At 63.9% G+C, this 25,694-nt stretch carries 23 protein-coding genes, 1 tRNA gene and 1 pseudogene; 15 read left to right on the forward strand and 10 right to left on the reverse strand.

The features are described from left to right. The first annotated feature begins 153 nt into the window (after positions 1-153). The 5 genes from NKI05_RS08750 (at position 154) to NKI05_RS08770 (ending at position 6,864) form a co-directional block, all read left to right on the forward strand. The gene (locus tag NKI05_RS08750; RefSeq protein WP_023683551.1) at positions 154-981 is read left to right on the forward strand and encodes a ferredoxin--NADP reductase; all 828 of its coding nucleotides are present in this window, start codon (positions 154-156) and stop codon (positions 979-981) included. Between the two features lie 218 nt (positions 982-1,199). Beyond that, positions 1,200-2,249 carry a deoxyribose-phosphate aldolase gene (gene deoC / locus NKI05_RS08755; RefSeq protein WP_023689207.1) on the forward strand — a complete coding sequence of 350 codons (1,050 nt, stop codon included), beginning with the start codon at positions 1,200-1,202 and terminating at the stop codon, positions 2,247-2,249. Between the two features lie 226 nt (positions 2,250-2,475). Beyond that, positions 2,476-4,848 carry an aldehyde dehydrogenase family protein gene (locus NKI05_RS08760; protein ID WP_023742296.1) on the forward strand — a complete coding sequence of 791 codons (2,373 nt, stop codon included), beginning with the start codon at positions 2,476-2,478 and terminating at the stop codon, positions 4,846-4,848. Positions 4,849-5,140: 292 nt separating this feature from the next. Further along, positions 5,141-5,872, forward strand: coding sequence for an SDR family oxidoreductase (locus tag NKI05_RS08765; protein ID WP_023693125.1), 732 nt, complete (start codon positions 5,141-5,143; stop codon positions 5,870-5,872). Between the two features lie 146 nt (positions 5,873-6,018). Beyond that, complete coding sequence (locus tag NKI05_RS08770; RefSeq protein ID WP_023693126.1) at positions 6,019-6,864, forward strand: fumarylacetoacetate hydrolase family protein; 846 nt, start codon at positions 6,019-6,021, stop codon at positions 6,862-6,864. Between the two features lie 81 nt (positions 6,865-6,945). Here NKI05_RS08770 and NKI05_RS08775 read toward each other — a convergent pair whose 3' ends face one another. Together NKI05_RS08775 and NKI05_RS08780 are read right to left on the reverse strand one after the other, a co-directional pair. Beyond that, entirely contained in the window at positions 6,946-7,944 is a 999-nt protein-coding gene (locus tag NKI05_RS08775) for an LLM class flavin-dependent oxidoreductase (RefSeq protein ID WP_352792301.1), read from the reverse strand. 82 nt (positions 7,945-8,026) lie between these two features. Continuing rightward, positions 8,027-8,224 carry a hypothetical protein gene (locus NKI05_RS08780; protein WP_155929689.1) on the reverse strand — a complete coding sequence of 66 codons (198 nt, stop codon included), beginning with the start codon at positions 8,222-8,224 and terminating at the stop codon, positions 8,027-8,029. A gap of 60 nt (positions 8,225-8,284) precedes the next feature. Here NKI05_RS08780 and msuE point away from each other — a divergent pair, with 60 nt between their 5' ends. The 5 genes and pseudogenes from msuE (at position 8,285) to NKI05_RS08805 (ending at position 12,977) form a co-directional block, all read left to right on the forward strand. Next, positions 8,285-8,842: an FMN reductase gene (msuE, locus tag NKI05_RS08785; RefSeq protein ID WP_023671307.1), complete on the forward strand. Its 558-nt coding sequence runs from the start codon at positions 8,285-8,287 to the stop codon at positions 8,840-8,842. A gap of 58 nt (positions 8,843-8,900) precedes the next feature. Beyond that, positions 8,901-10,276: pseudogene (locus NKI05_RS08790) on the forward strand (LLM class flavin-dependent oxidoreductase). 24 nt (positions 10,277-10,300) lie between these two features. After that, positions 10,301-11,149 carry an ABC transporter permease gene (locus NKI05_RS08795; RefSeq protein WP_023746532.1) on the forward strand — a complete coding sequence of 283 codons (849 nt, stop codon included), beginning with the start codon at positions 10,301-10,303 and terminating at the stop codon, positions 11,147-11,149. 40 nt (positions 11,150-11,189) lie between these two features. Continuing rightward, entirely contained in the window at positions 11,190-12,188 is a 999-nt protein-coding gene (locus NKI05_RS08800) for an ABC transporter substrate-binding protein (RefSeq protein ID WP_023746533.1), read from the forward strand. A 24-nt stretch (positions 12,189-12,212) separates the two neighbouring features. Beyond that, entirely contained in the window at positions 12,213-12,977 is a 765-nt protein-coding gene (locus NKI05_RS08805) for an ABC transporter ATP-binding protein (RefSeq protein ID WP_023683542.1), read from the forward strand. Positions 12,978-13,019: 42 nt separating this feature from the next. Here NKI05_RS08805 and NKI05_RS08810 read toward each other — a convergent pair whose 3' ends face one another. The 4 genes from NKI05_RS08810 to NKI05_RS08825 all read right to left on the reverse strand — a co-directional run bounded on the left by NKI05_RS08810 (position 13,020) and on the right by NKI05_RS08825 (position 15,940). Then, positions 13,020-13,355 (reverse strand): hypothetical protein, encoded by a 336-nt coding sequence (locus NKI05_RS08810; protein WP_245261929.1) that lies wholly within the window; start codon positions 13,353-13,355, stop codon positions 13,020-13,022. A 1,088-nt stretch (positions 13,356-14,443) separates the two neighbouring features. Beyond that, complete coding sequence (locus NKI05_RS08815; protein ID WP_023688264.1) at positions 14,444-15,100, reverse strand: outer membrane protein; 657 nt, start codon at positions 15,098-15,100, stop codon at positions 14,444-14,446. 198 nt (positions 15,101-15,298) lie between these two features. Beyond that, positions 15,299-15,374: transfer RNA gene (locus tag NKI05_RS08820), tRNA-Ala, on the reverse strand. A 173-nt stretch (positions 15,375-15,547) separates the two neighbouring features. Beyond that, positions 15,548-15,940, reverse strand: coding sequence for a TIGR02300 family protein (locus NKI05_RS08825; protein WP_023683538.1), 393 nt, complete (start codon positions 15,938-15,940; stop codon positions 15,548-15,550). Positions 15,941-16,146: 206 nt separating this feature from the next. Here NKI05_RS08825 and aroA point away from each other — a divergent pair, with 206 nt between their 5' ends. The 4 genes from aroA (at position 16,147) to NKI05_RS08845 (ending at position 21,361) form a co-directional block, all read left to right on the forward strand. Beyond that, positions 16,147-17,505: a 3-phosphoshikimate 1-carboxyvinyltransferase gene (gene aroA / locus NKI05_RS08830; RefSeq protein WP_023815974.1), complete on the forward strand. Its 1,359-nt coding sequence runs from the start codon at positions 16,147-16,149 to the stop codon at positions 17,503-17,505. A gap of 240 nt (positions 17,506-17,745) precedes the next feature. Further along, positions 17,746-18,390 carry a (d)CMP kinase gene (gene cmk, locus NKI05_RS08835; protein WP_023671315.1) on the forward strand — a complete coding sequence of 215 codons (645 nt, stop codon included), beginning with the start codon at positions 17,746-17,748 and terminating at the stop codon, positions 18,388-18,390. A gap of 204 nt (positions 18,391-18,594) precedes the next feature. Beyond that, positions 18,595-20,292: a 30S ribosomal protein S1 gene (gene rpsA / locus NKI05_RS08840; protein WP_023671316.1), complete on the forward strand. Its 1,698-nt coding sequence runs from the start codon at positions 18,595-18,597 to the stop codon at positions 20,290-20,292. 247 nt (positions 20,293-20,539) lie between these two features. Further along, positions 20,540-21,361 carry an MOSC domain-containing protein gene (locus NKI05_RS08845; RefSeq protein WP_023689216.1) on the forward strand — a complete coding sequence of 274 codons (822 nt, stop codon included), beginning with the start codon at positions 20,540-20,542 and terminating at the stop codon, positions 21,359-21,361. A 136-nt stretch (positions 21,362-21,497) separates the two neighbouring features. On the opposite strand, the gene NKI05_RS08850 is transcribed toward NKI05_RS08845, so the two are convergent. The 4 genes from NKI05_RS08850 to NKI05_RS08865 form a co-directional block, all read right to left on the reverse strand. Further along, positions 21,498-22,205 carry an SDR family NAD(P)-dependent oxidoreductase gene (locus NKI05_RS08850; RefSeq protein ID WP_023815973.1) on the reverse strand — a complete coding sequence of 236 codons (708 nt, stop codon included), beginning with the start codon at positions 22,203-22,205 and terminating at the stop codon, positions 21,498-21,500. A 188-nt stretch (positions 22,206-22,393) separates the two neighbouring features. Then, positions 22,394-23,974, reverse strand: a complete 1,581-nt coding sequence (locus NKI05_RS08855; RefSeq protein WP_023815972.1) for a 5-guanidino-2-oxopentanoate decarboxylase — start codon at positions 23,972-23,974, stop codon at positions 22,394-22,396. Next, on the reverse strand, positions 23,971-24,639 hold the full coding sequence (locus NKI05_RS08860) for a TetR family transcriptional regulator C-terminal domain-containing protein (RefSeq protein ID WP_023745831.1): 669 nt from the start codon (positions 24,637-24,639) through the stop codon (positions 23,971-23,973). Before NKI05_RS08860 ends, NKI05_RS08855 begins: the two co-directional genes overlap by 4 nt. Beyond that, the gene (locus NKI05_RS08865) at positions 24,609-25,481 is read right to left on the reverse strand and encodes a dimethylarginine dimethylaminohydrolase family protein (protein ID WP_023815971.1); all 873 of its coding nucleotides are present in this window, start codon (positions 25,479-25,481) and stop codon (positions 24,609-24,611) included. The genes NKI05_RS08860 and NKI05_RS08865 overlap by 31 nt, the downstream gene beginning before the upstream one ends. Between NKI05_RS08865 and NKI05_RS08870 the strand changes: the two genes are divergently transcribed. Then, positions 25,408-25,563, forward strand: a complete 156-nt coding sequence (locus tag NKI05_RS08870) for a hypothetical protein (protein ID WP_196813600.1) — start codon at positions 25,408-25,410, stop codon at positions 25,561-25,563. The genes NKI05_RS08865 and NKI05_RS08870 overlap by 74 nt on opposite strands. Positions 25,564-25,694: the final 131 nt, after the last annotated feature.

The raw sequence follows: 25,694 nt of genomic DNA on the forward strand, positions 1-25,694 counted from the left end.
TGACACAAATATCGTTTGTATACTAATAAATTTGGGACACAAGAGCTTACTGCTTTGGAGTGTGTGGACGGCGCGCCGGGACCTGAAGGGTCTGGGCGCGCAGGAAACGGTTTGGCGCCCGCGTAGTGGCTTGGGCAAGACAGAGTTGGATTGATGAACACCACATCCGCACTCAACACCGCCGGCGCCCGTCCGCTGCAGTTCCCGATTCCGGCCAATGTCTATGCCGAAACCGTCGTCTCGGTGAAGCATTACACCGACCGCCTGTTCTCGTTCCGCATCACCCGCCCGCAGTCGTTGCGCTTCCGCTCCGGCGAGTTCGTCATGATCGGTCTGCCCAATGCCGAAAAGCCGGTGTACCGCGCCTATTCGGTCGCCAGCCCGGCCTGGGACGAGGAGCTGGAATTCTTCTCGATCAAGGTGCCGGATGGTCCGCTGACCTCCGAACTGCAGAAGATCCAGGTCGGCGACACCGTCATCATGCGCCAGAAGTCGACCGGCACGCTGGTTGTCGACGCGCTGACCCCGGCAAAGCGCCTGTTCATGATCTCGACCGGCACCGGCATTGCGCCCTTCGCCAGCCTTCTGCGCGACCCCGATACCTACGAAAAATTCGATCAGGTCATCCTGACCCACACCTGCCGCGACAATGCCGAACTGACCTATGGCCAGGAACTGGTGGCCGCGCTCGAGAACGATCCCCTGATCGGCGAACTGACCGGCGGCCGCGTCACCCTCTACAATTCGACGACCCGCGAAGAATCGGCGCGCATGGGCCGCATCACGGCGCTGATCGGCTCGGGCAAGTTCTACGCCGACCTCGGCATCGAGAAGCTCAATCCGGAGACGGACCGCATCATGATCTGCGGCTCGATGCATATGCTGAAGGACGTCAAGGAAATGGCCGAAAGCCTCGGCTTCCATGAGGGCTCGCTCAGCCATCCCTCGACCTTCGTCGTCGAGCGCGCTTTCGTCGGCTGACATCAGCAGGCGCCTCGGCGCCAGCTTCTCGATTGGAATTTTGACCATGCGGTCAAAATTCAGCTGCTTTCGCCGCCTTTTTCTGCTATGACCGCTTGAAGGACTCGTGAAGCGATGCTTCACGAGCTATCTTCGGTGTGCGTCGCCTAAAGCCGCCATGCGGTCCGGGAGCAACGACACGCACCACGACGTAAAATCGTCGAGCGAAAGGGCAGGAGATGAGCAGCACAATCCGCGAAGCCGATCTCGGCGGGTCCAAGGTCACGCCGCTGCCGGCGCGTGCCGCAGCCAACACGCCCGTTCCGCAATCGCATGGCATCGCCCGCAACACCGGCATGCGGCTCGATCTCGGCTTCATGGAATCGGTGCGCTCGGTCAATCGCTCGGCGCTGGAGCGCCGCGTCGCCAGCCTGACCAAGCGTCGTTCGATCAAGGCCGACAACCAGGCCGCCTGGCTGCTGCGCGCCGTCTCCTGCATGGATTTGACGACGCTGAATTCCAACGACACCGAAGAGCGCGTCCGCCGCCTGTGCGCCAAGGCGATCAACCCGTTCCGCCGCGACATCGTCGAGGGGCTTGGCATCGAGGGCGAAAAAATCCGCCCGGCGGCGGTCTGCGTCTATCATCCATTCGTCGCGACGGCTGTTGATGCCGTGCGCGGCACCGGCATCCATGTCGCCGCCGTCTCCACCGCTTTCCCGCACGGCCTTGCGCCGCTGTCGACCCGCCTGCAGGAGATCGAGGCATCGGTGCGCGACGGCGCGGACGAGATCGACGTCGTCATCCCGCGCGGCCTGGTCTTCGGCGCCAAGTGGCAGGAGCTCTACAACGAGATCGTCTCGATGCGCGAAGCCTGCGGCGATGCGCATCTCAAGGTCATTCTCGGCACCGGCGACCTCGCCACGCTGCGAAATGTCATGCTAGCCTCGATGGTGGCGATGATGGCCGGCGCCGATTTCATCAAGACCTCGACCGGCAAGGAAAGCGTCAACGCCACGCTGCCCGTCGGCCTTGCCATGGTGCGCGCCATCCGAGCCTATTTCGAGGAGACCGGCTTTCTCATCGGCTTCAAGCCGGCCGGCGGCATCTCTACCGCCAAGGCCTCGCTCGACTGGCTGGTGCTGATGAAGGAGGAGCTCGGCCGGCCCTGGCTGGAGCCAGACCTGTTCCGCTTCGGCGCCTCGAGCCTCCTCACCGATATCGAGCGCCAGCTCGAGCATCATCTGACCGGGCATTATTCGGCCAATCACCGCCACGCAATGGCGTGAGGCGGATGAAGGCCTTGAACGTCGTGTTCCTTCGCGCCTCCCTCTGTCCTGCCGGACATCTCCCCCACTTGGGGGGAGATTGGCTAACGTCGGCGATTTCGCCAATTGTCGACGTTTCAGAGCCGACAGGCGCGAAGGCTAATCTCCCTCCTTGTGGGGGAGATGTCCGGCAGGACAGAGGGGGGCGCCACAGAGCGCCTGCCAAGACGATTATCTGGAGCGCGTCATGAACATTCTCGAACGCTATCACGCCATGGAATACGGCCCGGCGCCGGAAGCCCGCACCGAGGCCGATGCCTGGCTTGCCGGACGCGATTTCGGCAAGGCGCTGTTCATCGACGGCGGCTGGAAGGCAGCAGGCGGCGGCAAGACCTTCGAGACCAGCGAACCCTCATCCGGCAAGCTGCTGGCCAAGATCTCCGATGCCGGCGCCGCCGATATCGACGCAGCCGTCGCCGCAGCCACCAGGGCGTTGCCGAAATGGTCGGCATCCTCGGGCTACCAGCGCGCAAAAGTGCTTTACGCCATTGGCCGCGCGATGCAGCGTCATCAGCGCCTGTTCGCAGTGCTTGAGTCAATCGACAACGGCAAGCCGATCCGCGAAAGCCGCGACATCGACGTGCCGCTGGCCATCCGCCATTTCATCCATCATGCCGGCTGGGCGCAGGCGCTGGACAAGGATTTCCCAGGCCACAAGGGTGTCGGCGTCGTCGGCCAGATCATCCCATGGAATTTCCCGCTGCTGATGCTGGCCTGGAAGATTGCGCCGGCGCTCGCCGCCGGCTGCACGGTGGTGCTGAAGCCGGCCGAGTTCACGCCGCTCACCGCCATCCTGTTTGCCGAGATCTGCGAGCGTGCCGGCGTGCCCAAGGGCGTCGTCAACATCGTCCAGGGCGGGCCGGAAGCGGGCGTCGCCATCGTCAACCATCCCGGCATCCAGAAGATCGCCTTCACCGGCTCTTCGGAGGTCGGCAAGATCATCAGGAAAGCCACGGCTGGATCGGGCAAGAAGCTGTCATTGGAGCTTGGCGGCAAATCGGCCTTCATCGTCTTCGAGGACGCCGATCTCGACAGCGCCGTCGAAGGACTGGTCGACGGCATCTGGTTCAACCAGGGCCAGGTCTGCTGCGCAGGCTCGCGGCTTCTGGTGCAGGAAGGCATTGCCGACGCGTTGATCGCAAAGGTCAAGGTCAGGATGAGCCGGCTTCGCGTCGGCAGCCCGCTCGACAAGAACACCGATATCGGACCGCTGGTCGACGCCACACAGCTCGACCGCGTCAAGGGCCTGGTCGCAGAAGGCGCCAGACAGGGCGCCGTCTGCTGGCAGCCCGACGCGGTGCTGCCGTCTTCCGGCTACTACCACCTGCCGACGCTCGCCACCGGTGTTTCGCCGGCAAATATATTGGCGCAGGAAGAGGTGTTCGGCCCGGTTCTGGCCACCATGACCTTCCGCAACACCGAGGAAGCGGTCGAACTCGCCAACAACACGCGCTATGGGCTGGCCGCCTCGGTGTGGAGCGAAAACATCAACCTCACGCTGCATGTCGCGCCGCAGCTGAAGGCCGGCGTCGTCTGGGTCAACGGCACCAACATGTTCGACGCCGCCTGCGGCTTCGGCGGCTATCGCGAAAGCGGCTTTGGCCGCGAGGGCGGGCGCGAGGGCATGTTCGAGTATCTCTCGGCAAAGCTGCCGCTCGGCCCGGTGATCAAGCCGACGGCGGCTTCGGCGCAGCCGGTCGAGCAATCGGATGGCGGCGCCATCGATCGTACCGCAAAGCTGTTCATCGGCGGCAAGCAGGTGCGGCCCGACGGCAATTATTCGCTGGCGATAGCCACTGCCAAGGGCAAGCTCGCCGGCGAAGTCGGTCTCGGCAGCCGCAAGGACATCCGCGACGCCGTTGCCGCCGCCCGCGCCTGCAAGGCCTGGCCGGAGGCGACCGCCTACAATCGCTCCCAGGTGCTATATTATCTCGCCGAAAATCTGTCCGGCCGTGCCGGCGAGTTTACCGCACGCTTGACCGAACTGACCGGCGCCAACGCCAAGGCCGCGCGGGAGGAAGTGGAACAATCGATCGAGCGCCTGTTCCTCTATGCCGGCCTTGCCGACAAGTATGAGGGCAGGGTGCATCAGCCACCGGCCCGCGCCGTCACGCTCGCTTTGCACGAGCCGGTCGGCGTCGTCGGCATCGTCGCCCCGGACAGCGCGCCGCTGCTCGGCTTGATCTCCCTGATCGCACCTGCGCTTGCCATGGGCAACACGGTGGTGGCCGTGCCGTCGGAAAAATACCCGCTGCTCGCCACCGATCTCTACCAGGTGATCGAATATTCCGACGTTCCGGCAGGCGCCATCAACATCGTCACCGGCCGCACGGCGGAGCTTGCCGGCGTGCTGGCCAAGCATGACGATGTCGACGGGTTGTGGCTGTTCGCCGATGCCGACACCTGCGCCAGGGCGGAGGCCGATTCCATCGGCAATCTCAAGCGCGTCTGGACCGGAAACGGCCGCAGCCTCGACTGGGCCTCCGACGAGGCCGCCGGCGATGCCCTGTTGCGGCGGGCCATCGAAGTGAAGAACGTCTGGGTGCCATACGGCGACTAATGCCGCCTGAAACGCGCTGTGCTTGAGCGAACCATGGCAGCGTCACTCGTTGCCCGGTTGTCATACATGTTGTTGCATCAGAGCAAGCGATGTGCATTACATCGGCCGTCGTGAAGGTGATCGCGTTCGGGCTTGACGCCCGGACGTGTGTTCTTTAACCAGAAAAAACATTTGTTATTTTGGACTGATGGATTGTGCAGGCCGCATAGTCTCGCCTGTCTGGCACAGGACGCCCCGGTCAGCCGGCATTAAATCGGGCCGAGAAGTGGCCAAAGAGGGCGAGGAGAAACGCATGGCGGATCTGGCAGGCAAGGTCGTTGTCGTCACGGCGGCGGCGCAAGGCATCGGCAGGGCGAGCGCATTGGCCTTCGCCAAGGCAGGCGCCGTCGTGCACGCCACCGACATCAACGAGGCGCTGCTGGCCGAACTCGCCAAGACCTCCGGCATCAAGACCCGCAAGCTCGACGTCCTCAACGATGATGCCGTCACATCGGGCTTCGCTGAAATCGGCCGCGTCGACGTGCTGTTCAACTGCGCTGGCTTCGTTCATTCCGGCTCGATCCTCGAGATGAAGGATGCCGATCTCGACTTCGCCTTCAACCTCAATGTCCGCGCCATGATCCGAACCATTCGGGCCGTACTGCCCGGCATGCTGGAACGCGGCGATGGTTCGATCATCAACATGTCGTCCGTCGCCGGCGCCGGCAAGGGCGTGCCCAACCGCTTCGCCTATGGCGTCTCCAAGGCGGCCGTGATCGGTCTCACCAAGGCGGTTGCCGCGGACTATGTCGCCAAGGGCATTCGCTGCAACGCCATCTGCCCCGGCACCGTCGAGAGCCCGTCGCTGCAGGACCGCATGCATGCGCAGGGCGATTACGAGGCGGCCCGCGCGGCCTTCATTGCCCGCCAGCCGATGGGCCGTCTCGGCACGCCCGAGGAAATCGCCGACCTTGCCGTCTACCTCGCCGGCGCCACGTACACCTCAGGCCAGGCCTATAATATCGACGGCGGCTGGTCGATCTGAGCAATAGCCTCGATCCGCAGGTCCAGGCTCGAACAGTTCTAAAGTCCGGCTTGCCCCAGGTCGGGTCCGATAGCCAGAGTCCGCCCAGTCATCGCTTGGCGGAGCGAGTTTTGAAAACGGCCTTGGGCCGCAATTTGGAGAGCAAGATGAAACTGCTGCGCTATGGCGAGATAGGGAGCGAACGCCCCGGCCTGCTCGATGCGGATGGAACGATCCGCGATCTTTCGGGTCATGTCACCGACATTGCTGGCAAGGCGCTCGATCCGGCGTCGCTCGAGACATTGTCGAAGCTCGATCCGAACTCGCTGCCGGCGGTTTCCGGCAAGCCGCGCCTCGGCGCCTGCGTCGCCGGCACGGGCAAGTTCATCTGCATCGGCCTGAATTATTCCGACCATGCCGCCGAAACCGGCGCCACCGTGCCGCCGGAGCCGATCATCTTCATGAAGGCGAGCTCGGCCATTGTCGGCCCCGACGATGATGTGCTGATCCCGCGCGGCTCGGAAAAGACCGACTGGGAGGTTGAACTCGCCGTGGTCATCGGCAGAAAAGCCAAATATGTCAGCGAGGCCGATGCGCTGGATTATGTCGCCGGCTATGCCGTTGCCCATGACGTGTCCGAGCGCGCCTTCCAGGCCGAGCGCCAGGGCCAGTGGACCAAGGGCAAGAGCTGCGACACGTTTGGTCCGACCGGGCCGTGGCTTGTCACCAAGGACGAGGTTGCCGATCCGCAGAACCTCAAAATGTGGCTGACGGTCAACGGCAAGACGATGCAGAACGGCTCGACCAGGACCATGGTCTACGGCGTCGCCTATCTCGTTTCCTATCTCAGCCAGTTCATGTCGCTCCACCCCGGCGACATCATCTCCACCGGCACGCCACCCGGCGTTGGGCTGGGCATGAAGCCGCCGGTGTTCTTGAAGGCTGGCGATGTGGTGGAACTGGGCATCGAGGGGCTCGGCCAGCAGAAGCAGACCTTCAAGGCGGATGCCTAGCCGCCTCTTCCCTTAGAGCGTTTCACCGTTTGCCGGCGAAACGGTCTATCTCTTTGTTTGCCCGGCGGCTGGCGCCTCTTGTCAGCGCCAGCCGAGAGCTGGCGCGACGTGCTTCAGGATCGCCTCGATGACGTGGGCGTTGTACTCGACGCCGAGCTGGTTGGGGACGGTCAGAAGCAGCGTGTCGGCCTCGGCGATCGCTTCATCCTCTTTCAGCTGCTTGACCAGCACATCGGGCTCGGCGGCATAGGAGCGGCCGAAGACGGCAAGCTTCTCAGGCTCGATATAGCCGAAATGATCTTCGCTGCTGCCGCCGCCGAAATAAGCGCGGTCGCGGTCGTTCACCAGCGCAAAGATGCTGCGGCTGACCGACACGCGCGGCTCGCGTGTATGGCCGGCTTCCTTCCACGCCGCACGATAAGCGCGGATCTGTTCGGCCTGCTGGATGTGGAGCGGCTGGCCGCCCTCATCGAACTTCAGCGTCGAACTTTGCAGGTTCATGCCGAGCTTGCCCGCCCATTCGGCGGTGGCGTTGGTAGCGGCGCCCCACCAGATCCGGTCGCGTAGGCCGGCCGAGAACGGCTCGAGCCGCAGCATTCCCGGAGGATTGGGGAACATCGGCCGCGGATTGGGTTGCGCGAAACCTTCGCCGCGCAGCACGTCCAGAAACACCTCGGCATGGTTGCGCGCCATGTCGGCATCGCTTTTGCCGTCCTGCGGCACGTAGCCGAAGTAGCGCCAGCCGTCGATCACCTGCTCCGGCGAACCGCGGCTGATGCCAAGCTGCAGCCGGCCACCGGCGATCAGGTCGGCAGCACCCGCATCCTCGGCCAGCATGTCGATGACGGCGGTGCCGATCTCGATGCGGCTGGTGCGGGCGCCGACCGCGGCCAGAAGCGGAAACGGCGAAGCGAGCTGGCGGGCAAAATGATGGACGCGGAAATAGGCGCCGTCCGCGCCCAGCTCCTCGGCGGCGACGGCCAGGTCGATCGACTGCAGCAGCGCGTCGGACGCCGAGCGCGTCTGCGATTGCGACGAGGGCGACCAATGGCCGAAGGAAAGAAAGCCGATCTTTTTCATGCGCGCATCCTGTTCTTTGATTGCAGTTGCCTACTTCATCGCCCACGCGATCGGGTTCAATCGACACTCACACAACGCAGTGTCAATGCCGCCGGCCCTTGACGGTTTCGCGACGATACCCATCAGTGCGCAAAGGACCAAGGCCATGGTCCCCGGCGATGCCTTTCGCGACCGCGTCAGCATCTGCCGCGGCGCTTTTGGGGCCAAATGAACCAACCAAAGGCGATGTACCGCAAACTCCATTCGCTTCAGAGCCCGGTTTTGAAATCTTCTCGCTCATTTAATTCTACAAAATCGGTAGGCTTAATGCGGATAGTGCGTTTGCGAGAAGGAGCCTCGGATGTCAAAAAAGCTGGTGGTGGGGTGGTCCGGCAACCTGACCCGTCCGTCCAAGACGAAGGCATTCGTCAGCCACATCGCCGGTGAGGTGGCGAGCCGGGCCGGCTCGGCTTTGAGCGTTTTCGACATCGAGGATCTCGGCCCGTCCTTTGCGCCTGCAAGACAGCTTGGCGATCTCGATCCGGCGGCGCGCGGTATTATCGAGCAGCTGCTCGGCGCCGACGTGCTGGTGGTCGGCTCCCCGACCTTCAAGGGCAGCTACACCGGGCTGTTCAAGCACTTCTTCGACCTGCTCGACCCGTCGTCGCTGCGCGGCAAGCCGATCATCCTGGCGGCAACAGGCGGCGGCGAGCGTCATTCGCTTGTCGTCGAACACCAGTTGCGGCCGTTGTTCGGCTTCTTCGAGGCGCAGACCCTGCCGACCGCGATCTACGCCTCGGACAAGGACTTTGCAGATGGCGTGCTGGTGTCAGAGGCAGTCAAGGCGCGAGCCCGGCAGGCGGTCGCCGAGGCATGCCGGGTGGCCGGCGTGCCCTACAGCGTCGTCCTTGCCGCCTGAAAACCAACGATCCGCGACGCAATATTCCATCCCGCATAGACCAGAAGGACGCCTGCAAATGACTCGAGCCAGCAAGTCCGATAGCAAACCGCGGCAGATCAAGCTCGGCGCCTTCCTGCCCGGCGGCGGACAGCATATTGCCGCCTGGCGTCATCCCGATGCGCCGGCCGACGGCGCCACCAATTTCGAGTCCACAAGCAACTGGCGCTGACCGCCGAGCGCGGCCTGTTCGACGCCTATTTCCTGGCCGACAACCTGACCGTCGGCCTCGGCGCCCGCGAGGGCGGCAACGCCAAGATCGCCGGCTTCGAGCCGGTGACGCTGTTTGCGGCGCTGGCGCCGCTGACGACGCATCTCGGCTTCATCGCAACGGCGTCCACCACCTATGAGGAGCCTTACACGCTGGCGCGCAAATTCGCTTCGCTCGACCTGTTGTCGAACGGCCGCGCCGGCTGGAACGTGGTGACCTCGGCCGGCGACGAAACGGCACGCAATTTCAACCGCGACGTCCAGCCCAGCCATGCCGAGCGCTATGCCAGGGCGCATGAGCATGTCGAGACGGTCAAGGCGCTGTGGGACAGCTGGGAGGATGACGCCTTCATCCGCGACAAGCAGTCGGGCCGTTTCTACGACAAGGACAGATTGCACGACATCGACCACAAGGGCGAGCATTTCAGCGTCAAGGGTCCGCTCAACGTGCCGCGCCCGGTGCAAGGACATCCGGTTGTCGTACAAGCGGGGCAGTCGGAAGACGGCCGTGGGCTTGCCGCGCACTCGGCCGAGGTCATCTTCACGGCCCATCAGAAGCTCGAGACGGCGCAGGAATTCTACCGCGACATCAAGGCGCGCGTGGCTGAAGTCGGCCGCGATCCCGACCAGGTGCTGATCATGCCGGGCGTCGCGCCCTTCGTCGGCCGCACCGAGGACGAGGCCCGCGCCAAATACCAACAGCTCAACGACCTTATCCTGCCCGAGGACGGTGTTGCGCTCCTCAACGGTCTTGCCGGCCAGACGCTCGACATCAGGGGCTATCCGCTCGACGGCCCGTTGCCGCCGAGCAAGGAAACCGAAGGCATGAAGAGCCGCCAGGCGCTGATCCGGCAGATTGCCGACGAGCACAATTTCAGCATCCGCCAGCTTTACCAATGGGTAGCGACGGCGCGCGGCCACTACACCATCGTCGGCAGCGTCAGGCAGGTCGCCGATCAGCTGGAGGAATGGTTCACCAGCGACGCGGCCGACGGCTTCAACATCCTGCCGCCCTGGCTGCCCGGCGCGCTCGACGATTTCGTCGACCTGGTCATTCCCGAGCTGCAGCGGCGCGGCCTGTTCCGCACGGCTTACGAAGGCCGCACGCTGCGCGAGAATCTCGGCCTCAGGCGCCCGGAAAATCCATGGACCGTCGCCCGCTCGACCGTCCTTGCCGCCGAATGACCTTGGCATCGAAGGGGTGAAGCAATGACGTTGCAGCACATCGATCGGCAAATCACGGTTCGCCGCGGTGGTGGCGAAACCGGGCTCGGCACCGACTTCCTGAACCTCGGTAGCAAGGCGGCTTTTCGCTTCCTGAAGCGCTACGGCGTGCTTGCCGGCTTCCTGGCGCTCTGGCAGGTGGCGAGCAGCGTCGGATGGGTCAACGCGGCGGTGCTGCCGCCGATCGACATGATCGTCGAAGCGCTCTGGAAGGGGCTTGCCGGCGGCAGCCTGCTCGGCGACATCGCCATCAGCCTGCAGCGCGCCGGCATCGCCTTTGCCGCAGCCGTCGCCGTCGCCATTCCGCTCGGCCTGTTCATGGGCCAGGTGCGCCCGGTCGAAACCGCGCTCGATCCGATCCTGCAGGTGTTCCGGCAGACCTCTGCACTGGCGCTCTACCCGGTGTTCATCCTGCTCTTGGGACTTGGCGAGACCTCGAAGATCTTCGTCATCTTCTGGGCGACGCTGTTTCCGCTGCTGCTCAACACCACCAGCGGCGTCAAGGAAGTCGATCCCAAGCTGCTTGAAATGGCGCGCGTCTATGGTGCGAGCCGGCTCACCGTGTTTCGCCGCGTCGTACTGCCGGGCGCCGTGCCGTCGATCTTCGTCGGCTTGCGGCTGAGCGCCACCACGGCGCTGCTGCTGCTGATCGCGTCCGAGATGATCGGTGCCAACAAGGGCATCGGCTTCCAGGTGATGAACGCGCAGTACAATTTCCAGATCCCGCTGATGTTTGCGGCAATCGTCATCCTCGCCGGGCTTGGCCTGATCGCCAATCAGGCATTGGTCACCCTGCAGCGGCGGCTCTGTCGCTGGAGCAATCCTGTCAACTGAGCAGTCCGCCCCTCACCGTTTACCTCACAAGGACCCGATCATGAAAATCACCCGCCGTTCGCTGCTTGCCGGCGCGCCGCTTGCCGCCGGCCTCATCGCCGCCGGCCTGCCGCGCCTGGCCTTTGCGCAAGCCGCAGCCGTCAAGTTCCGCTACCTCGCCAGCCGTGGCAGCATCTCCCCGCATGAGCTGGCCGACGAGCTCGGCTACTTCAAAGGGCTCGGCGTCGAGCTGGAGAATGTCGGCTATTCCTCGGGTGGACCGGAATCGCTGTTTGCGCTGTCTTCCGGCAGCGTCGACATCGGCTCGGCCGCCACCGCGGCGGTGATCAACTCGATGTCGGGCGGCAACGACTTCGTCGCGGCGTATCCGAGCAACGGCATCAACAAGGATGTGAAGAGCGTCTTCTACGTGCTGGAAGACAGCCCGATCAAATCGATCGCCGACATTGCCGGCAAGACCATCTCGGTCAACACGCTCGGCGCTCATCTCGACTATACGGTGCGTGAGGCCCTGCACAGCGTCGGCCTGCCGCCGACCGCCGCCAACCTCATTGTCGTGCCCGGCCCGCAGCTTGAGCAGACGCTGCGCTCGCGCCAAGTCGACATTGCCGGCCTCGGCTACTGGCAGGCGACCTTTGCCGGCGCGCTGGTCGCCAATGGCGGCGTGCGCGGCGTGTTCGACGACACGCAGGTGCTCGGCGAACTCGCCGGCGGCTTCGTCGTGCTCAGGCGCGACTTCATTGCCGCCAACCCGGATGCGGCGCGCAACTTCGTCGAACAGTCGGCGCGCGCCTCGGACTGGTCGCGCCAGAACCCGGACGAAGCCCGCAAGGTGCTGGCCACTATCCTCGACAAGCGCGGTGAAAACGGCGATCTCGCCCGCTACTGGACCGGCTTTGGTCTGCGCGAAGGTGCGCAGGCGACCGACCGCGACATCGACTTCTGGGTCGCCGTGCTGGAGCGCGACGGCCGTCTGGCCAAGGGCAAGCTGAAAGCCGCCGACATTCTGTACCGGCCCGGCGAAACCAAGATCAACTGAGCTCTGAAATAGCTGAGAGATGAGATGACCGGTTCCAACCGCGGCGGGGAGGTCTCGATCCGCGACCTGTCCAAATCCTTCAGCCTCGGCGGGCGCCAGCTTGCCGTGCTGCGGACGCTCAACCTCGACATTCGTTCGGGGGAATGCCTGGTCATTGTCGGCGCCAGCGGCTCCGGCAAGACCACGCTGCTGCGTATTCTGGCCGGGCTGGAGGCGGCCGACAGCGGCGGTGTCGCGATCGACGGCCAGCCGGTGCATGGCGTCGGCGCCGAGCGTGCCGTGATCTTCCAGGAGCCGCGGCTGCTGCCGTGGCTGAGCGTGCTCGGCAATGTCGCGTTCGGCCTCGAAGTGCGCGGTGTTCCCAAGAGGCAGGCCGAGGAACGCGCCCGCTTCTACGTCGCCCTGGTCGGCCTTGCCGAATTCGCGGATGCTTTTCCGAGCCAGCTTTCCGGCGGCATGGCGCAGCGCGTCGGCATCGCCCGGGCGCTCACCGTGCAGCCCGAAATCCTTCTGCTCGACGAGCCGCTCGGGGCGCTGGACGCCATGACCAAGATCGGCATGCAGGAGGAACTGGCGCGCATCTGGAGCGAAGAGAACGTCACCATGGTGATGGTCACCCACGATCTGGAGGAGGCGATCTATCTGGCTGACCGCGTGCTGATCCTGCCCAAGGAGAAAGGCGGCGCGGCGCGGTTGATCGACATCGACCTGCCACGCCCGCGCGAGCGCAGCGAGAGCCGCTTCGTGCGCTATCGCGAAGAACTGCTGCGCGAATTCGGCCTGCACTGATCGGGGCAGGCGCGAACCGTAGGCTGACACTCGCTCTCGCGATTACTGCTTGGTGAACGTGCCCGTATAGGTGCGGTCGGCAAGCCCATAGGTGACGGCCAGCGTTCCGTCCGCCTGAATGACCGCGCTGACGTCCGCGCCATTGGGAAGGCGCCGCAGTTTCAGCGTGTTGCCGAAAATCTTGCCTTCGCCATCTGCCACGCCCGGTTTGTTGTCGCCGACATTGCCCCAGGCATAGGTGGCGGTGACATTGCCGCCGCGCGTAATCGTCAGCACGGCGAGCTTGCCGTCATACATCCCGTCCAGCTGTCCGCCCCATATGCCGGAAAACGCGACATATTTGGCCGGGACGCCTTCGCCCGGGGGCATGACCCGCACGGATGGATCGAGGACCGCCGCACCATCCGGAGCAGAGATCGCGGCAGGCGCCATGGGCTGAGGTGCGGGCGCTGGCGGCGGCGATGATGGTTCAGGCGCCGACTGGCAGGCGACAAGCATGAATGCCGCGAAACCGAGCGTCGGAAAGAGACTGTTTGGTGGAGCCAATCGGGATCGAACCGACGACCTCTTGAATGCCATTCATAGGGCCTTTCTTTCGTTCTGTTTCCGTGCGTTGCAGCCAGTGTCCGGGAAGTTATTAGTTTCAACGCAAATCAGCTACGGTGCTTCCGTGAGTGTCGCCGGGTTGTCTATTTTATGGTGCCCTGGCGGTGCCCCGACCCTCCAAGCGGTGCCACAGTATGTCCGAAGGCGCCAAATCAGTCAAAATCACAAAGCGCGTGGTGGGCGCTACGAAGCCGAACGGCACGGACTTCTGTATTCGACAGCGAGCGGATCGGGTTTGGCCTTCGCGTTCGCGCCACCGGCGGCATTTCGTGTTATCTTGCGCTACCGAGCCTGGTCCGGGCGATCTGCGTGACAATTGCCAAGGTTGGCAAGGTGACGGCCACTCACGCGCTCGACGTGACGACTTAGCAGGCGTAGGTCTATGGGAGCCTTGGAGAGCGGTGGCTGGTAAGCCAGGCAGGTAAAGGGACCATCCAACCCGCCGCTCGTTCGTCTATGCTGGCTCATTCCAGCTACTCCAGACCGATTGCCCCCAGCTCAAGCTGGCGGGCTTTTTCGTGCGGCCCAAGAACATCCTTGGAGCGAGGATGTTCAGTCGCACCCGGACGTTCTTCATCGGTCGCCCGTGCTTTTCGCCCTTATTATTTTCTCTGCCGCCGGCGCCACTGTCTGTTGTCGGTGGCGAGGCCGCTATCACCTTCTGAGCGGGCTAGCGAGGGAGTGCCTTCGACGGTGAAGACGATTCCGGCCTCTTCAAACGCTTTGCGGACTGCCGCGATATCGTGAGGACGCGATTTCCTGAATCCGTTCTCGAGACCGCTGATCGCCATTCCGCTAAGGTCGACCTTTGCGGCAAGTCGCACACGCGACCAGTTCAGCAAGGCTCGTGCTGCTAACAGCTAGAATTTCATCGCGACGCCGACGCGGAAGTCGTGCGTCTGAACCGTGTGTTCGAGTGTGCACCCGCCACCGCAATATTCGAGCGATTTCTTGCCAAAGAAGGAGAAATCATACTCTCCGCGCAAAAACACGTTGTGGGTGAGTGCGACGTCTAAACCTGCTCCAACGATGCCGCCTACCAAGGTGGCATCGCGCTCCGCGTCACCACCTGGATAGAACGTCTTCAACTTTGCGGCGGTTACCCCCGCCGTGACGAACGGCATGTACGCTCCCATGTCCATTCCGACTCGACCCTTTACAGAGCCAAACAACCCGGTGGAAGCGTCGAGGACGCCTGGGCCAGGAATGTCGTTGAAGGTGTTCTTCTTGAAGCGATACCCAAGCTCGCCTTCGACGCCGTAGACAATCTTGCCCGACTGGAAGTTATAGCCCGCAAAGCCGCCGATTGTTGCCGAGCCGGGGCTGTGGGTAGCTCCGGCGCCAATGTTCGGCTCATGGATCTTGTAGTGCTCCAGCGTTCCCGCGCCGAAGATACCAGCGTAAGGTCCTTGCCAGGTCCATTCAGGGGTGTCCACAGGAGCAGTAATGGTGTCGGCGGCGATTGCCGGCGCGGTCACCGAAAGCGCGATAAGTGAAGCGAAAAGAAAGGCTTTCATCGGAATCCCCAGCAGAATGTCAGGCAACTAGTAGAATATGCCTGCAACTTTGTATGTAGCTAGGAAGCCACACCTGTCGGCAAAGTGTGCCCGCAGTGGAATCCGTCGACGTGAAACACTGCGGTGCCCCGGAACTAATCACAGTAACAGCGTTAAGCCAGCCGCGATGCTAAATGCATGGAAACATTGCAGACTGTTTGGTGGAGCCAATCGGGATCGAACCGACGACCTCTTGAATGCCATTCAAGCGCTCTCCCAACTGAGCTATGGCCCCACTCCGGCAGTCAGCCGTCGCCGTTGCCGGCGAGAGGTCCGGCGCGGGTTTCAGGACCGCGCCGTTTAGTGCAGGCGGCTTCTAACCCCGCCTTCCCTGAAGATCAAGCCTTCGAGGGCCGCTTTTTCGTCATAGCCCGTGAACGCCGCTAAATGCATGCGTTCGAAGCGTTCTTAGACTTCGTCGTCGTCGTCGCCGACGCCGATCATGTCGGCGACATCGTCGTCTTCTTCCTCTTCGTCCGCAAGGAAAGTATCGTCCTCATCGTCGCCTAGATCGACATCGTCCTCGTCGTCGCCCAGGTCGGGAAGCTCGTCGCCGGCCTTGACGTCTTCGTCGGCCTCTTCAAGCGAGACGACTTCAACGCCTTCTTCTTCCTCGGCGTCCACTTCCTTCTCGGCCACTTCCTCTTCCTCTTCGAGGGCGGCGATCTTGCCGTCCTCGAAATAGGAACGAGGATACGTCTTGCCCGTATAGGGCGAGACGATAGGGTCCTTGTTCAGGTCGTAGAATTTTCGGCCCGTTTCAGGGTCGACACGCTTTGTGCCAAGTTCGTTTTTTGCCACGTCAAGCCTCGTCAGTAAAAGAGTGGTCCCCTTAACCACAGTTTACCGCGCTGTCAAAGCGAAAAGCCGGCGTCACAAAACCAAGCACTGAAAGGCCTCGCGCCAAGCGGCGACCATGGGGATGACCATTTCCCCCCGCCGTGATACGAGACCGCCGCAACAAATGAAAAGCGCCGGTGCGCCGGCATTCCGTCCAGGGAAATTCCATGTCTCACGCCGCCGCTGCCAAGCCGGCCACCGCCCGCAAATCATCTGCCCTTTCCGGCACCGCGCGGGTGCCGGGCGACAAGTCGATTTCGCACCGTTCCATGATGTTCGGCGGGCTCGCGTCCGGCGAAACCCGCGTCACCGGCCTGCTCGAAGGCGAGGATGTGATGCGCACGGCTGCCGCCATGAAGGCGATGGGCGCGCATATCGAGAAGCGCGGCGCCGAGTGGGTGATCCGCGGCACCGGCAATGGCGCGCTGCTGCAGCCGGAAGGCCCGCTCGATTTCGGCAATGCCGGCACCGGCTCCCGCCTCACAATGGGCCTTGTCGGCACTTACGACATGGAAACCACCTTCATCGGCGACGCATCGCTGTCGGGACGGCCGATGGGCCGCGTGCTCGAACCCTTGCGCCAGATGGGCGTGCAGGTGCTGAAGGCGACGCCGGGCGACCGCATGCCGATCACGCTGCATGGGCCGAAACACGCCGCACCCATTACCTACCGCGTGCCGATGGCCTCGGCGCAGGTGAAGTCGGCCGTGCTGCTGGCAGGCCTAAACACGCCCGGCATCACCACCGTGATCGAGCCGGTGATGACGCGCGATCATACCGAAAAGATGCTTAGGGGATTTGGCGCCAATCTCTCGGTCGAGACCGACGAGCGCGGCGTGCGCCACATCTTCATCGAGGGCCAGGGCAAATTGACGGGGCAGACCATCGCCGTGCCCGGCGACCCCTCCTCGGCCGGCTTCCCGCTGGTCGCGGCCCTGATCGTGCCGGGTTCGGACATCCTCATCGAGAACGTGCTGATGAACCCGACCCGCACAGGCCTGCTTTTGACACTGCAGGAAATGGGCGGCCAGATCGACATCTTGAACCCGCGCAATGCCGGCGGCGAGGATGTCGCCGATCTGCGCGTGCGCTACTCCGAGCTCAAGGGCGTCACCGTGCCGCCCGAGCGGGCGCCGTCGATGATCGACGAATATCCGGTGCTGGCAGTTGCCGCGAGCTTCGCCGAGGGCGAGACGTTGATGCAGGGGCTGGAAGAGCTGCGGGTGAAGGAATCCGACCGACTGGCAGCGGTTGCCAATGGGCTGAAGCTCAACGGCGTCGACTGCACCGAAGGCGAAGCTTCGCTCGCGGTGCGCGGAAAGCCCGGCGGCAAGGGGCTGGGCGGCCATCCCAACGGCCAGGACACGACGGTGCAGACGCATCTCGACCATCGTATCGCCATGAGCTTCCTGGTGATGGGGCTGGCAACGGAAAAGCCGGTGACCATCGACGACGCCGCCATGATCGCGACGAGTTTCCCGGAGTTCATGGGTCTGATGACGGGGCTCGGTGCGGAGATCGGGTAGGTTGATGCCAAGCGCAAAGCAAGCAGAGATGTCGGCGGGACAGCGCCCCCCTCTGTCCTGCCGGACATCTCCCCCTCAAGGGGGGAGATCGGCCGTCACAGCGGCTTTCGCCAGTTTTCGAAATTGCAGGAAAGAGTGGGGCGCAGAAGCTTCTGATCTCCCCCCTGGAGGGGGAGATGTCCGGCAGGACAGAGGGGGGCGCGAAGGATCGCGGCGTCTGTCTTTCGTGTTGGCCCGCCAATGACCTTCACCATAGCCATCGACGGACCCGCCGGCGCCGGCAAAGGCACGCTGGCCCGACGTCTGGCCGACCACTACCGCCTCAACCTGCTCGACACCGGCCTCACCTACCGCGCCGTCGCCTATGCGTTGATCCGGCACGCGCTGCCACTCGACAATGTCTCAGCAGCCGAAACCGCCGCACGCCAGGTCGATCTGGCAAAGCTCGACCGTGCGGTGCTGTCGGCGCATGCGGTTGGCGAGGCGGCCTCGAAGGTCGCGATTTACCCTACCGTCCGGCGCATCCTGGTCGAAAAGCAGCGCGATTTCGCCAGGACACCGCCAGGCGCGGTGCTCGACGGGCGCGACATCGGCACGGTTGTGTGCCCTGACGCCGACATAAAGCTCTATGTGACGGCGAGCGCCGAAGTGCGGGCGCAGCGCCGGCTGGCCGAGATCGAAAGCATCGGCGGCACCGCCGATTTCGCCGAAATTCTTGCCGATATTGTGCGCCGCGACGAGCGCGACATGGGCCGCGCCGACTCGCCGCTGAAGCCGGCGGCGGACGCGCACTTGCTTGATACCTCCGAAATGGCTATAGAGGCCGCGTTTCTGGCGGCCAAAGCGATCATCGACGACGCCCTGGCCAAGAGAGACAAAGCCTGATCCAGGGTTTTCCCGCTCCACCGATTGCCGGAAGCGAAGAAAATACCCATATCGGGCACGAACCAGCCTGCCAACATTCTTCATGCGCCGGAATTGCCGCTTAGGCGGCCCAGGGCTTTTGTAGCCCGGAACGCCGGCAGGCCAACGCAACGCTAACCCACGGCGCCCGTCCCGCTTCAGATGCGGGGCACTCCAGGAGAAAATATGTCAGCTGCAAATCCCACTCGCGACGATTTCGCGAGCCTGCTCGAAGAATCATTTACCACCGGTCACTCCGGCGAAGGTCAGGTCGTCAAGGGCACGATCCTGGCGATCGAAAAAGACATGGCCATCATCGATGTCGGCCTCAAGGTCGAAGGCCGCGTGCCGCTGAAGGAATTCGGCGTCAAGGGCAAGGACTCGACGCTCAAGGTCGGCGACACGGTCGAGGTCATGGTCGAGCGCATCGAAAACGCGCTGGGCGAAGCCGTCCTGTCGCGCGACAAGGCCCGCCGCGAAGAGAGCTGGGTCAAGCTCGAAGAGAAGTTCACCAAGGGTGAGCGCGTCGAAGGCGTCATCTTCAACCAGGTCAAGGGCGGCTTCACCGTCGACCTCGACGGCGCCGTGGCCTTCCTGCCGCGCAGCCAGGTCGATATCCGCCCGATCCGCGATGTCTCTCCGCTGATGCACAACCCGCAGCCCTTCGAGATCCTCAAGATGGATCGCCGCCGCGGCAACATCGTGGTGTCGCGCCGCACCGTGCTCGAGGAAAGCCGCGCCGAACAGCGTTCGGAAATCGTGCAGAACCTCGAAGAAGGCCAGGTTGTCGAAGGCGTCGTCAAGAACATCACCGATTACGGTGCGTTCGTCGACCTCGGCGGCATCGATGGCCTGCTGCATGTCACCGACATGGCATGGCGCCGCGTCAACCACCCGACCGAGATCCTCAACATCGGTCAGACGGTCAAGGTGCAGATCATCCGCATCAACCAGGAAACCCACCGCATCTCGCTCGGCATGAAGCAGCTCGAGAGCGATCCGTGGTCCGAGATCGGCACCAAGTTCCCGATCGGCAAGAAGATCAAGGGTACCGTCACCAACATCACCGACTACGGCGCGTTCGTCGAGCTGGAGCCGGGCATCGAAGGCCTCATCCACGTTTCGGAAATGTCGTGGACCAAGAAGAACGTGCACCCCGGCAAGATCCTGTCGACGACGCAGGAAGTCGACGTGGTCGTGCTCGAGGTCGATCCGGCCAAGCGCCGCATCTCGCTCGGCCTCAAGCAGACGCTCGAGAATCCGTGGCAGGCTTTTGCCGCGAGCCATCCGGTCGGCAGCCAGGTCGAGGGCGAGGTCAAGAACAAGACCGAGTTCGGCCTGTTCATCGGCCTTGAAGGCGACGTGGACGGCATGGTGCACCTCTCGGACCTCGACTGGACCCGTCCGGGCGAGCAGGTCATCGAAGAGTACAATCGCGGCGACATGGTCAAGGCGCAGGTGCTCGACGTCGACATCGACAAGGAGCGCATCTCGCTCGGCATCAAGCAGCTGGCCAAGGATACGGTCGGCGAAGCGGCGACTTCAGGCGAACTGCGCAAGAACGCGGTCGTCACCTGCGAAGTCACCGGCATCAAGGATGGCGGCCTGGAAGTGCGGCTGGTCGACAGCGGCATAGAGACCTTCATCAAGCGCAACGACCTCAGCCGTGACCGTGACGAGCAGCGCCCCGAGCGCTTCTCGGTCGGCCAGAAGCTGGACGCCCGCGTCATCGCCTTCGACAAGAAGACCCGCAAGCTGCAGGTCTCGATCAAGGCGCTGGAAATCGCCGAAGAGAAGGAAGCCGTCGCACAGTACGGCTCTACCGACTCCGGCGCTTCGCTGGGCGACATCCTTGGCGCCGCGCTGAAGAAGCAGGGCAGCTAAGCCGCTTTGCGCGCAGCGCGTAAGCCGCTTCGCGCAAGCGTAAGCCTCGGCTGCGCCTCGCGCGCAGCCTGAACAAGAAAACCCGCGGGCCGCAAGGCTCGCGGGTTTTTCATGCTCGGCTGCGCGATTGGCACTAGACTAAGACTGTGCAACCCCTTCAATTCCGCACGCGCGGTTGTAGGCTCGGCCGTCGTTGCAGACGTAAACACGGAAGTCCGGCCCTTCGGGCAACGGAGAAGCATGCGGGATGAAGGTCGTCGAACTCTATCGCTATCCGGTCAAGAGCCTGCGCGGCCATGCCGTGCCGAGCGCCGACATCGAGACAATGGGCATGGAAGGCGACCGCCGCTGGATGGTCGTCGACAAGGATGGGCAGTTCCTCACCATTCGCCAGATACCTGATATGACGACGATCGACGTCGAGCATCGCGGAACGGGCATCCTGTTGAAACATGACAGGCATGGCTCGCACTTCGTCGAGGCTCCGGCTCCCGGCACCGCGCTCCGGCAAGTCAAGATCTGGAAGGATATGGCTGCCGCGCGGCCGGGCGATCCGGCCGCCGGCGCCTATCTCTCGGCTATTCTTGGCCGGCCTGTCGATCTCGTCTATTTCGACGATCCGCAAAACCGGCCGGTCGATGCGGAATTCGGCCAGCCCGGCGATTTCGTCGGCTTTGCCGACGGTTTTCCGCTGCTGATCGCCACGACAGGCTCGCTGAACCATCTGAACAGCCATCTTGCCAGGCCCATCGAGATGGCGCGGTTCCGGCCAAACATCGTCGTCGACGCAGAAGGCGCATGGCCTGAAGACAGCTGGAAGACGATCCGCATCGGCACGGTGGAGTTGCGGATCGCAAAGCCCTGCTCGCGCTGCGTCATCACCACCCGAGATCCGTTGAGCGGCGAGCAGCCGGACCCGCGCGAGCCGTTGCAGACGCTTGGCAAACTCCACCGCTCCGCCAAGGGCGGCATCATCTTCGGCCAGAATGCGATTCCCAACAACGCCGGCGCGATCGCCATCGGCGACGCAGTCGAGGTCGTGGAAGCGGGCGTCTCGAACCTGACGTAGTCGCAGGCCTTCTAATGCCGTGGAGGCGTCGGCGGACGCCATGATTGAATGGCCAACCTCCGCTGTAGACTCAGGCGAGGTCGGCAAAGACCGCCATCGGAAGCCAAACCAAATGAGTCGCCTGCGCGGCGGAACTTCAGGCGCGGCCGTAGAGCGGCACCAGCGTGCCGTTCATCGCCAGATTGGCCGGTGATGCCAGATAGGCGATTGCCTCGGCGGCGGCTTCGAGGCTGACCCATTTGCCGAAATCGGCGTCTGGCATGTCGGCGCGGTTGGCCGGCGTATCGAGCGTCGAGGGCGCCACCGCGTTGACCAGTATGCCTTTGTGCTTCAGCTCTTCCGCCATCGCCACGGTCATCGCTGCCACTGCCGCTTTGCTGGCGGCATAGGCGACCATGCCGGCGCCTCGGCGCGGATCGAGCCCAGCACGCGCCGTGACATTGACGATGCGGCCTGCAGTGGCCGAGCCCAGCATGGAGCGCACCGCAGCGCGGCAGCACAGAAAGGCGGTGCGGGCGTTGGTGTCCATCAATTCGGCAAAGGATGCGGATTCGATCTTCTCGACCGGGGCTGCGGCAAAGCCGCCGGCCAGATGGATGGAGGCCCACAATTCGGGAACGCTGTCATAGAAGGCATCGACCTTGGCAGGATCGGCGAGATCGACATTGTGCGCCAGCCGGACGCGATCATGGGCCGCGAAGGGGAAATGCGAGGGGGCCGACGCGTGGGCATTGGGCACATGGCAGATCGCGCCGTCCGCCAGCAATTTGCCGACGACCGCGGCACCCAGCGCCCCAGTGCCACCGGTCACCACGATATGCTTGCCCTGAACTGTTTCCGTCATCCTGGACGCTCCTGTCGTTTCTTGTGATTATGTCGCTTGTCGTGCCGCGCCGACGCAGAGCGTCGCGCCTTTTGCACGATCACTCAACCGACATCTCGACATGGCAGTTGTTGCGTCTTTGCATCGCTCGAAGTCGCCGACCGCCCCTTCCGACCCCCGCGCATGGACATCCGGCGCGCGGCCAGCTGTCAGTCGATGGTGATTTCGACGACGTGAGGCATGCCCGTTGCGCGTGCGCGTTTGAGCGCATCGGCGAGACCGGCAGTACCGGCAACCCGTTCGGCTGATATGCCATAGGCCTCGGCCAGCTTGCAGAAATCCGGCGGCGCCGGGGACACGCCGACCGGCTCGACGCCGACATCGAGCATCGACGTTTCGATCTCGCGATAGCCTCTGTTGTTCCAGACGACGAAGATGACCGGTGCGGGTGCATCGAGCGCCGCGCCTAGCTCCGACAAGGTGAACTGGAAGCCGCCGTCGCCGGTCAGGCAAACCACCGGCACGCCGGGCGTGGCGAGCGCTGCGCCGATCGCCGCCGGCGGCCCGTAGCCGAGCGCGCCGAAACCGGTGGCGGCGTTGAACCAGCCGCCTGGCCGGTCATGGTCGTAATAGAGATTGGCGGCGTAGATCGGCTGCGTGGAATCGCCGACGATGATGGCGCCCGGCAGTGCGTCGCGGATGGTTTCCACCGCACGCACCTGCGCGGCATAGGCCGGGCTGAGCTCGGCAAAGGCCGCCTTCCTCGACGCGGCTGCGCGGCTCTCGCCGTCCTTCGCTGCGGCATGATCAGGGTGGAGCGCGCCTAGCAGTGCACCAAGCGCCTCCGCGCAATCGGCCTGGATGCCGACGCTCACCGGGCGGCGGGCGAGCTGGTCGGCGCCGATATCGATGCGGATCAGATTGGCGGGCAGCACGAAGCCGCCGTCGCTGTAACCGTCATAGTCGGTCGGGCCGAATTCGGTGCCGGCGGCGATGACCAGATCGGCGTCTGCCATCAGCGCACGCACCGCCTTCAGGCTGGGGCTGGCCGGCACGCAAAGCGGATGCGCGTGCAGCAGACCGCGCGCATTGGCGGTCTGGACGACAGGTGCGCCGAGCCGCTCGGCCAGGCGCTGCAGTGGCTGTTCGGCGCGCTTGGCGCCGCCACCGGCAAGGATCAGCGGCCGGCGCGCGGCTGCGATCAGTTTGGCTGCCTCGGCAATGGCTGCGCCATCCGGCGCCGGCGGCGCTGCATTGGTGAGCGAAGCAGCGATGCCGTCGGCCGGTTTGACCATGACGTCGGTCGGGATCTCGATATGGACGGGGCCCGGCCGCGACGACGAAAACAGCGCGAAGGCCCGCGCCAAAGCGCCAGGCAATTCGCTGGCCTCGGTGACACGCTGCGAAAACAGCGCCACCTTCTCCATCATGCCGCGCTGGTCCGGCAGTTCGTGCAGGAAGCCCAGCCCCTTTCCCAGCGTCGGCATCGCGTTGACGCCCGAAATCACCAGCATCGGCACCGAATCGGCGCGCGCCTGGCCCATTGCGGTGATGGTGTTGGTCAGCCCCGGTCCGGTGATGACAAAGGCAACGCCCGGCCGGCCGCTGGCACGGGCATAGCCGTCGGCCATGAAGCCGGCGCCCTGTTCGTGACGCGGCGTGACATGGCGTATCTTTGAACGCGCCAGCCCGCGGTAAAGCTCGACAGTGTGGACGCCAGGAATGCCGAAAACGGTGTCGACGCCATGCGCTTCGAGCAGCGTGATCAGCGCTTCGCCGATGGTGGTCATGGCTTCTCTCCCTTTTGCGGTGCGAGGCCGAGCTCGGCCTCTATGGCTTTGACGCCGATCGCCGCCAATTCGCCAGGCGAGAACATCTCTGCGGCCATACAGCCTTCGATCCAGAGCCCGTCGATGATCGCGTTGATGGCAATGGCATGGCGGCGCAGTTCATTTGCGTTTGGCCTGCGCTGCTCGGCGCCGAGCACTTCAGCAACGACTGCTTCCACCTCGTTGCGAAAGCCAAGATAGCCTTCGCGGTGGGCGCGAGCCAGGCTCGGATCCGCGCCGGCGCGGCCGATGAAGGTTGCCCAGAGCGAAAACACGCGTGCATCGATGATCGGGGCGTTGAGGTTGGCGGTAACGAAGGCCGCAAGGCGCTGGCGCGGCGCGGCGTCTTCCATGAGCAATGCTGCCTTCGCCTGCTCGGTCATACGGCCCATCAGCGCCGCGTACGCTTCCTGCAGCAAGTCTTCCTTGCCGGGGAAATAGTGCCGGATCAGCCCCGCGGTGACGCCGGCGCGCAGTGCGATGGTGCGCAGGCTGGCGCCCTCCAGCCCATGTTCGGCCACGCTGTCCAGGGTCGCGTCGATCAAATCCTGCCGCCGCCGCTCCTCGCCCTCGCGGCGGAACTTGCGGCGCTCATTCATTGCCGCAGGATGGGCCGCGTCAGGCATGTCGGCCCACCTTCGCAGGCGATGCAGAGGGCATCCGCCTCGAAGATTTGAACCGTGCAGCCGGCGGCTTCCATCGCGGCCTTGGTCTTGGGAAAGCCGGCGACGGCAATGACCTTGTGCGGGCTGGTCGGCAGCACGTTCAGGCTGAGGCCGTTGGACGCGGCAAACTCTTCGGCGTCGCCTTCCACCAGCCGGATGCCGCGCGCCTTCAGCAACTGATAGAACGGCGCCGGCAAAAGCGGTGAATAGACCAGGGCCAGGTCGTCGGCCAGCGGGCTGATCACCGACATCAGATGCAGGCACGCCTCCTCGCCCTGCCACAGCGGCAGATCGAAGCCGTAGACGGAAATGCCGAGCGGCGTCAGCAGGTTGGAAACCTGCTGTATGCCTTCCTGGTTGGAGCGCACCCCGCGTCCGATCACCAGCGTGCTGGCATCCAGCCATACGCAATCGCCGCCTTCGACCTGGCCGGGAGCCTGGACGCGGCCGAGGATGGGAATACCCAGGCGTGTGTAGGTTTCCTCATGCAGCGATGGCTCCCGGGCGCGCAATGGCTTACCCATGGACAGGATCAGCGCGCCGCGGTCGGTCATCAGCGACGGGTCGTGGGTGAATACGGAATCCGACAGCCCATCGGCCTTGTCATCGATCCATTCGATTTCGGCGCCGGACGCCGTCACCAGCTCAGCGAGAGCCGCGTGCTGCGCCGCCGCTTTCGCCGGGTCGAAACCCGGGCCATAGTGCCAGATAACCCGGTCGGCACCGCGCATGGCATTGGCCGCCGACCGCATCAGCACGCGCCGCAACGGCGCCGCCATGGATTGTGATCCGAAAGCGCTCATCAGTGCCCTTTTCAATGCCGTGTTCAAGGTGAAAAAAATGGAAAAAATTTCATCGGAGGCTATTTATACACTTGCACAATAAGGCCGCAAGTGCCGTAATGAGCGGGATTGACGGGCTCGCGCTGTTGGGTCCATGCTGAAGTCTGGAGTGGGCATTACAGCGTATGTTGATTAGCCGGATAGACGTTCGACGATCTGCCGTGGACCCTGTGG

Source organism: Mesorhizobium sp. M0771, from assembly GCF_040320155.1.
Classification (GTDB): Bacteria; Pseudomonadota; Alphaproteobacteria; order Rhizobiales; family Rhizobiaceae; genus Mesorhizobium.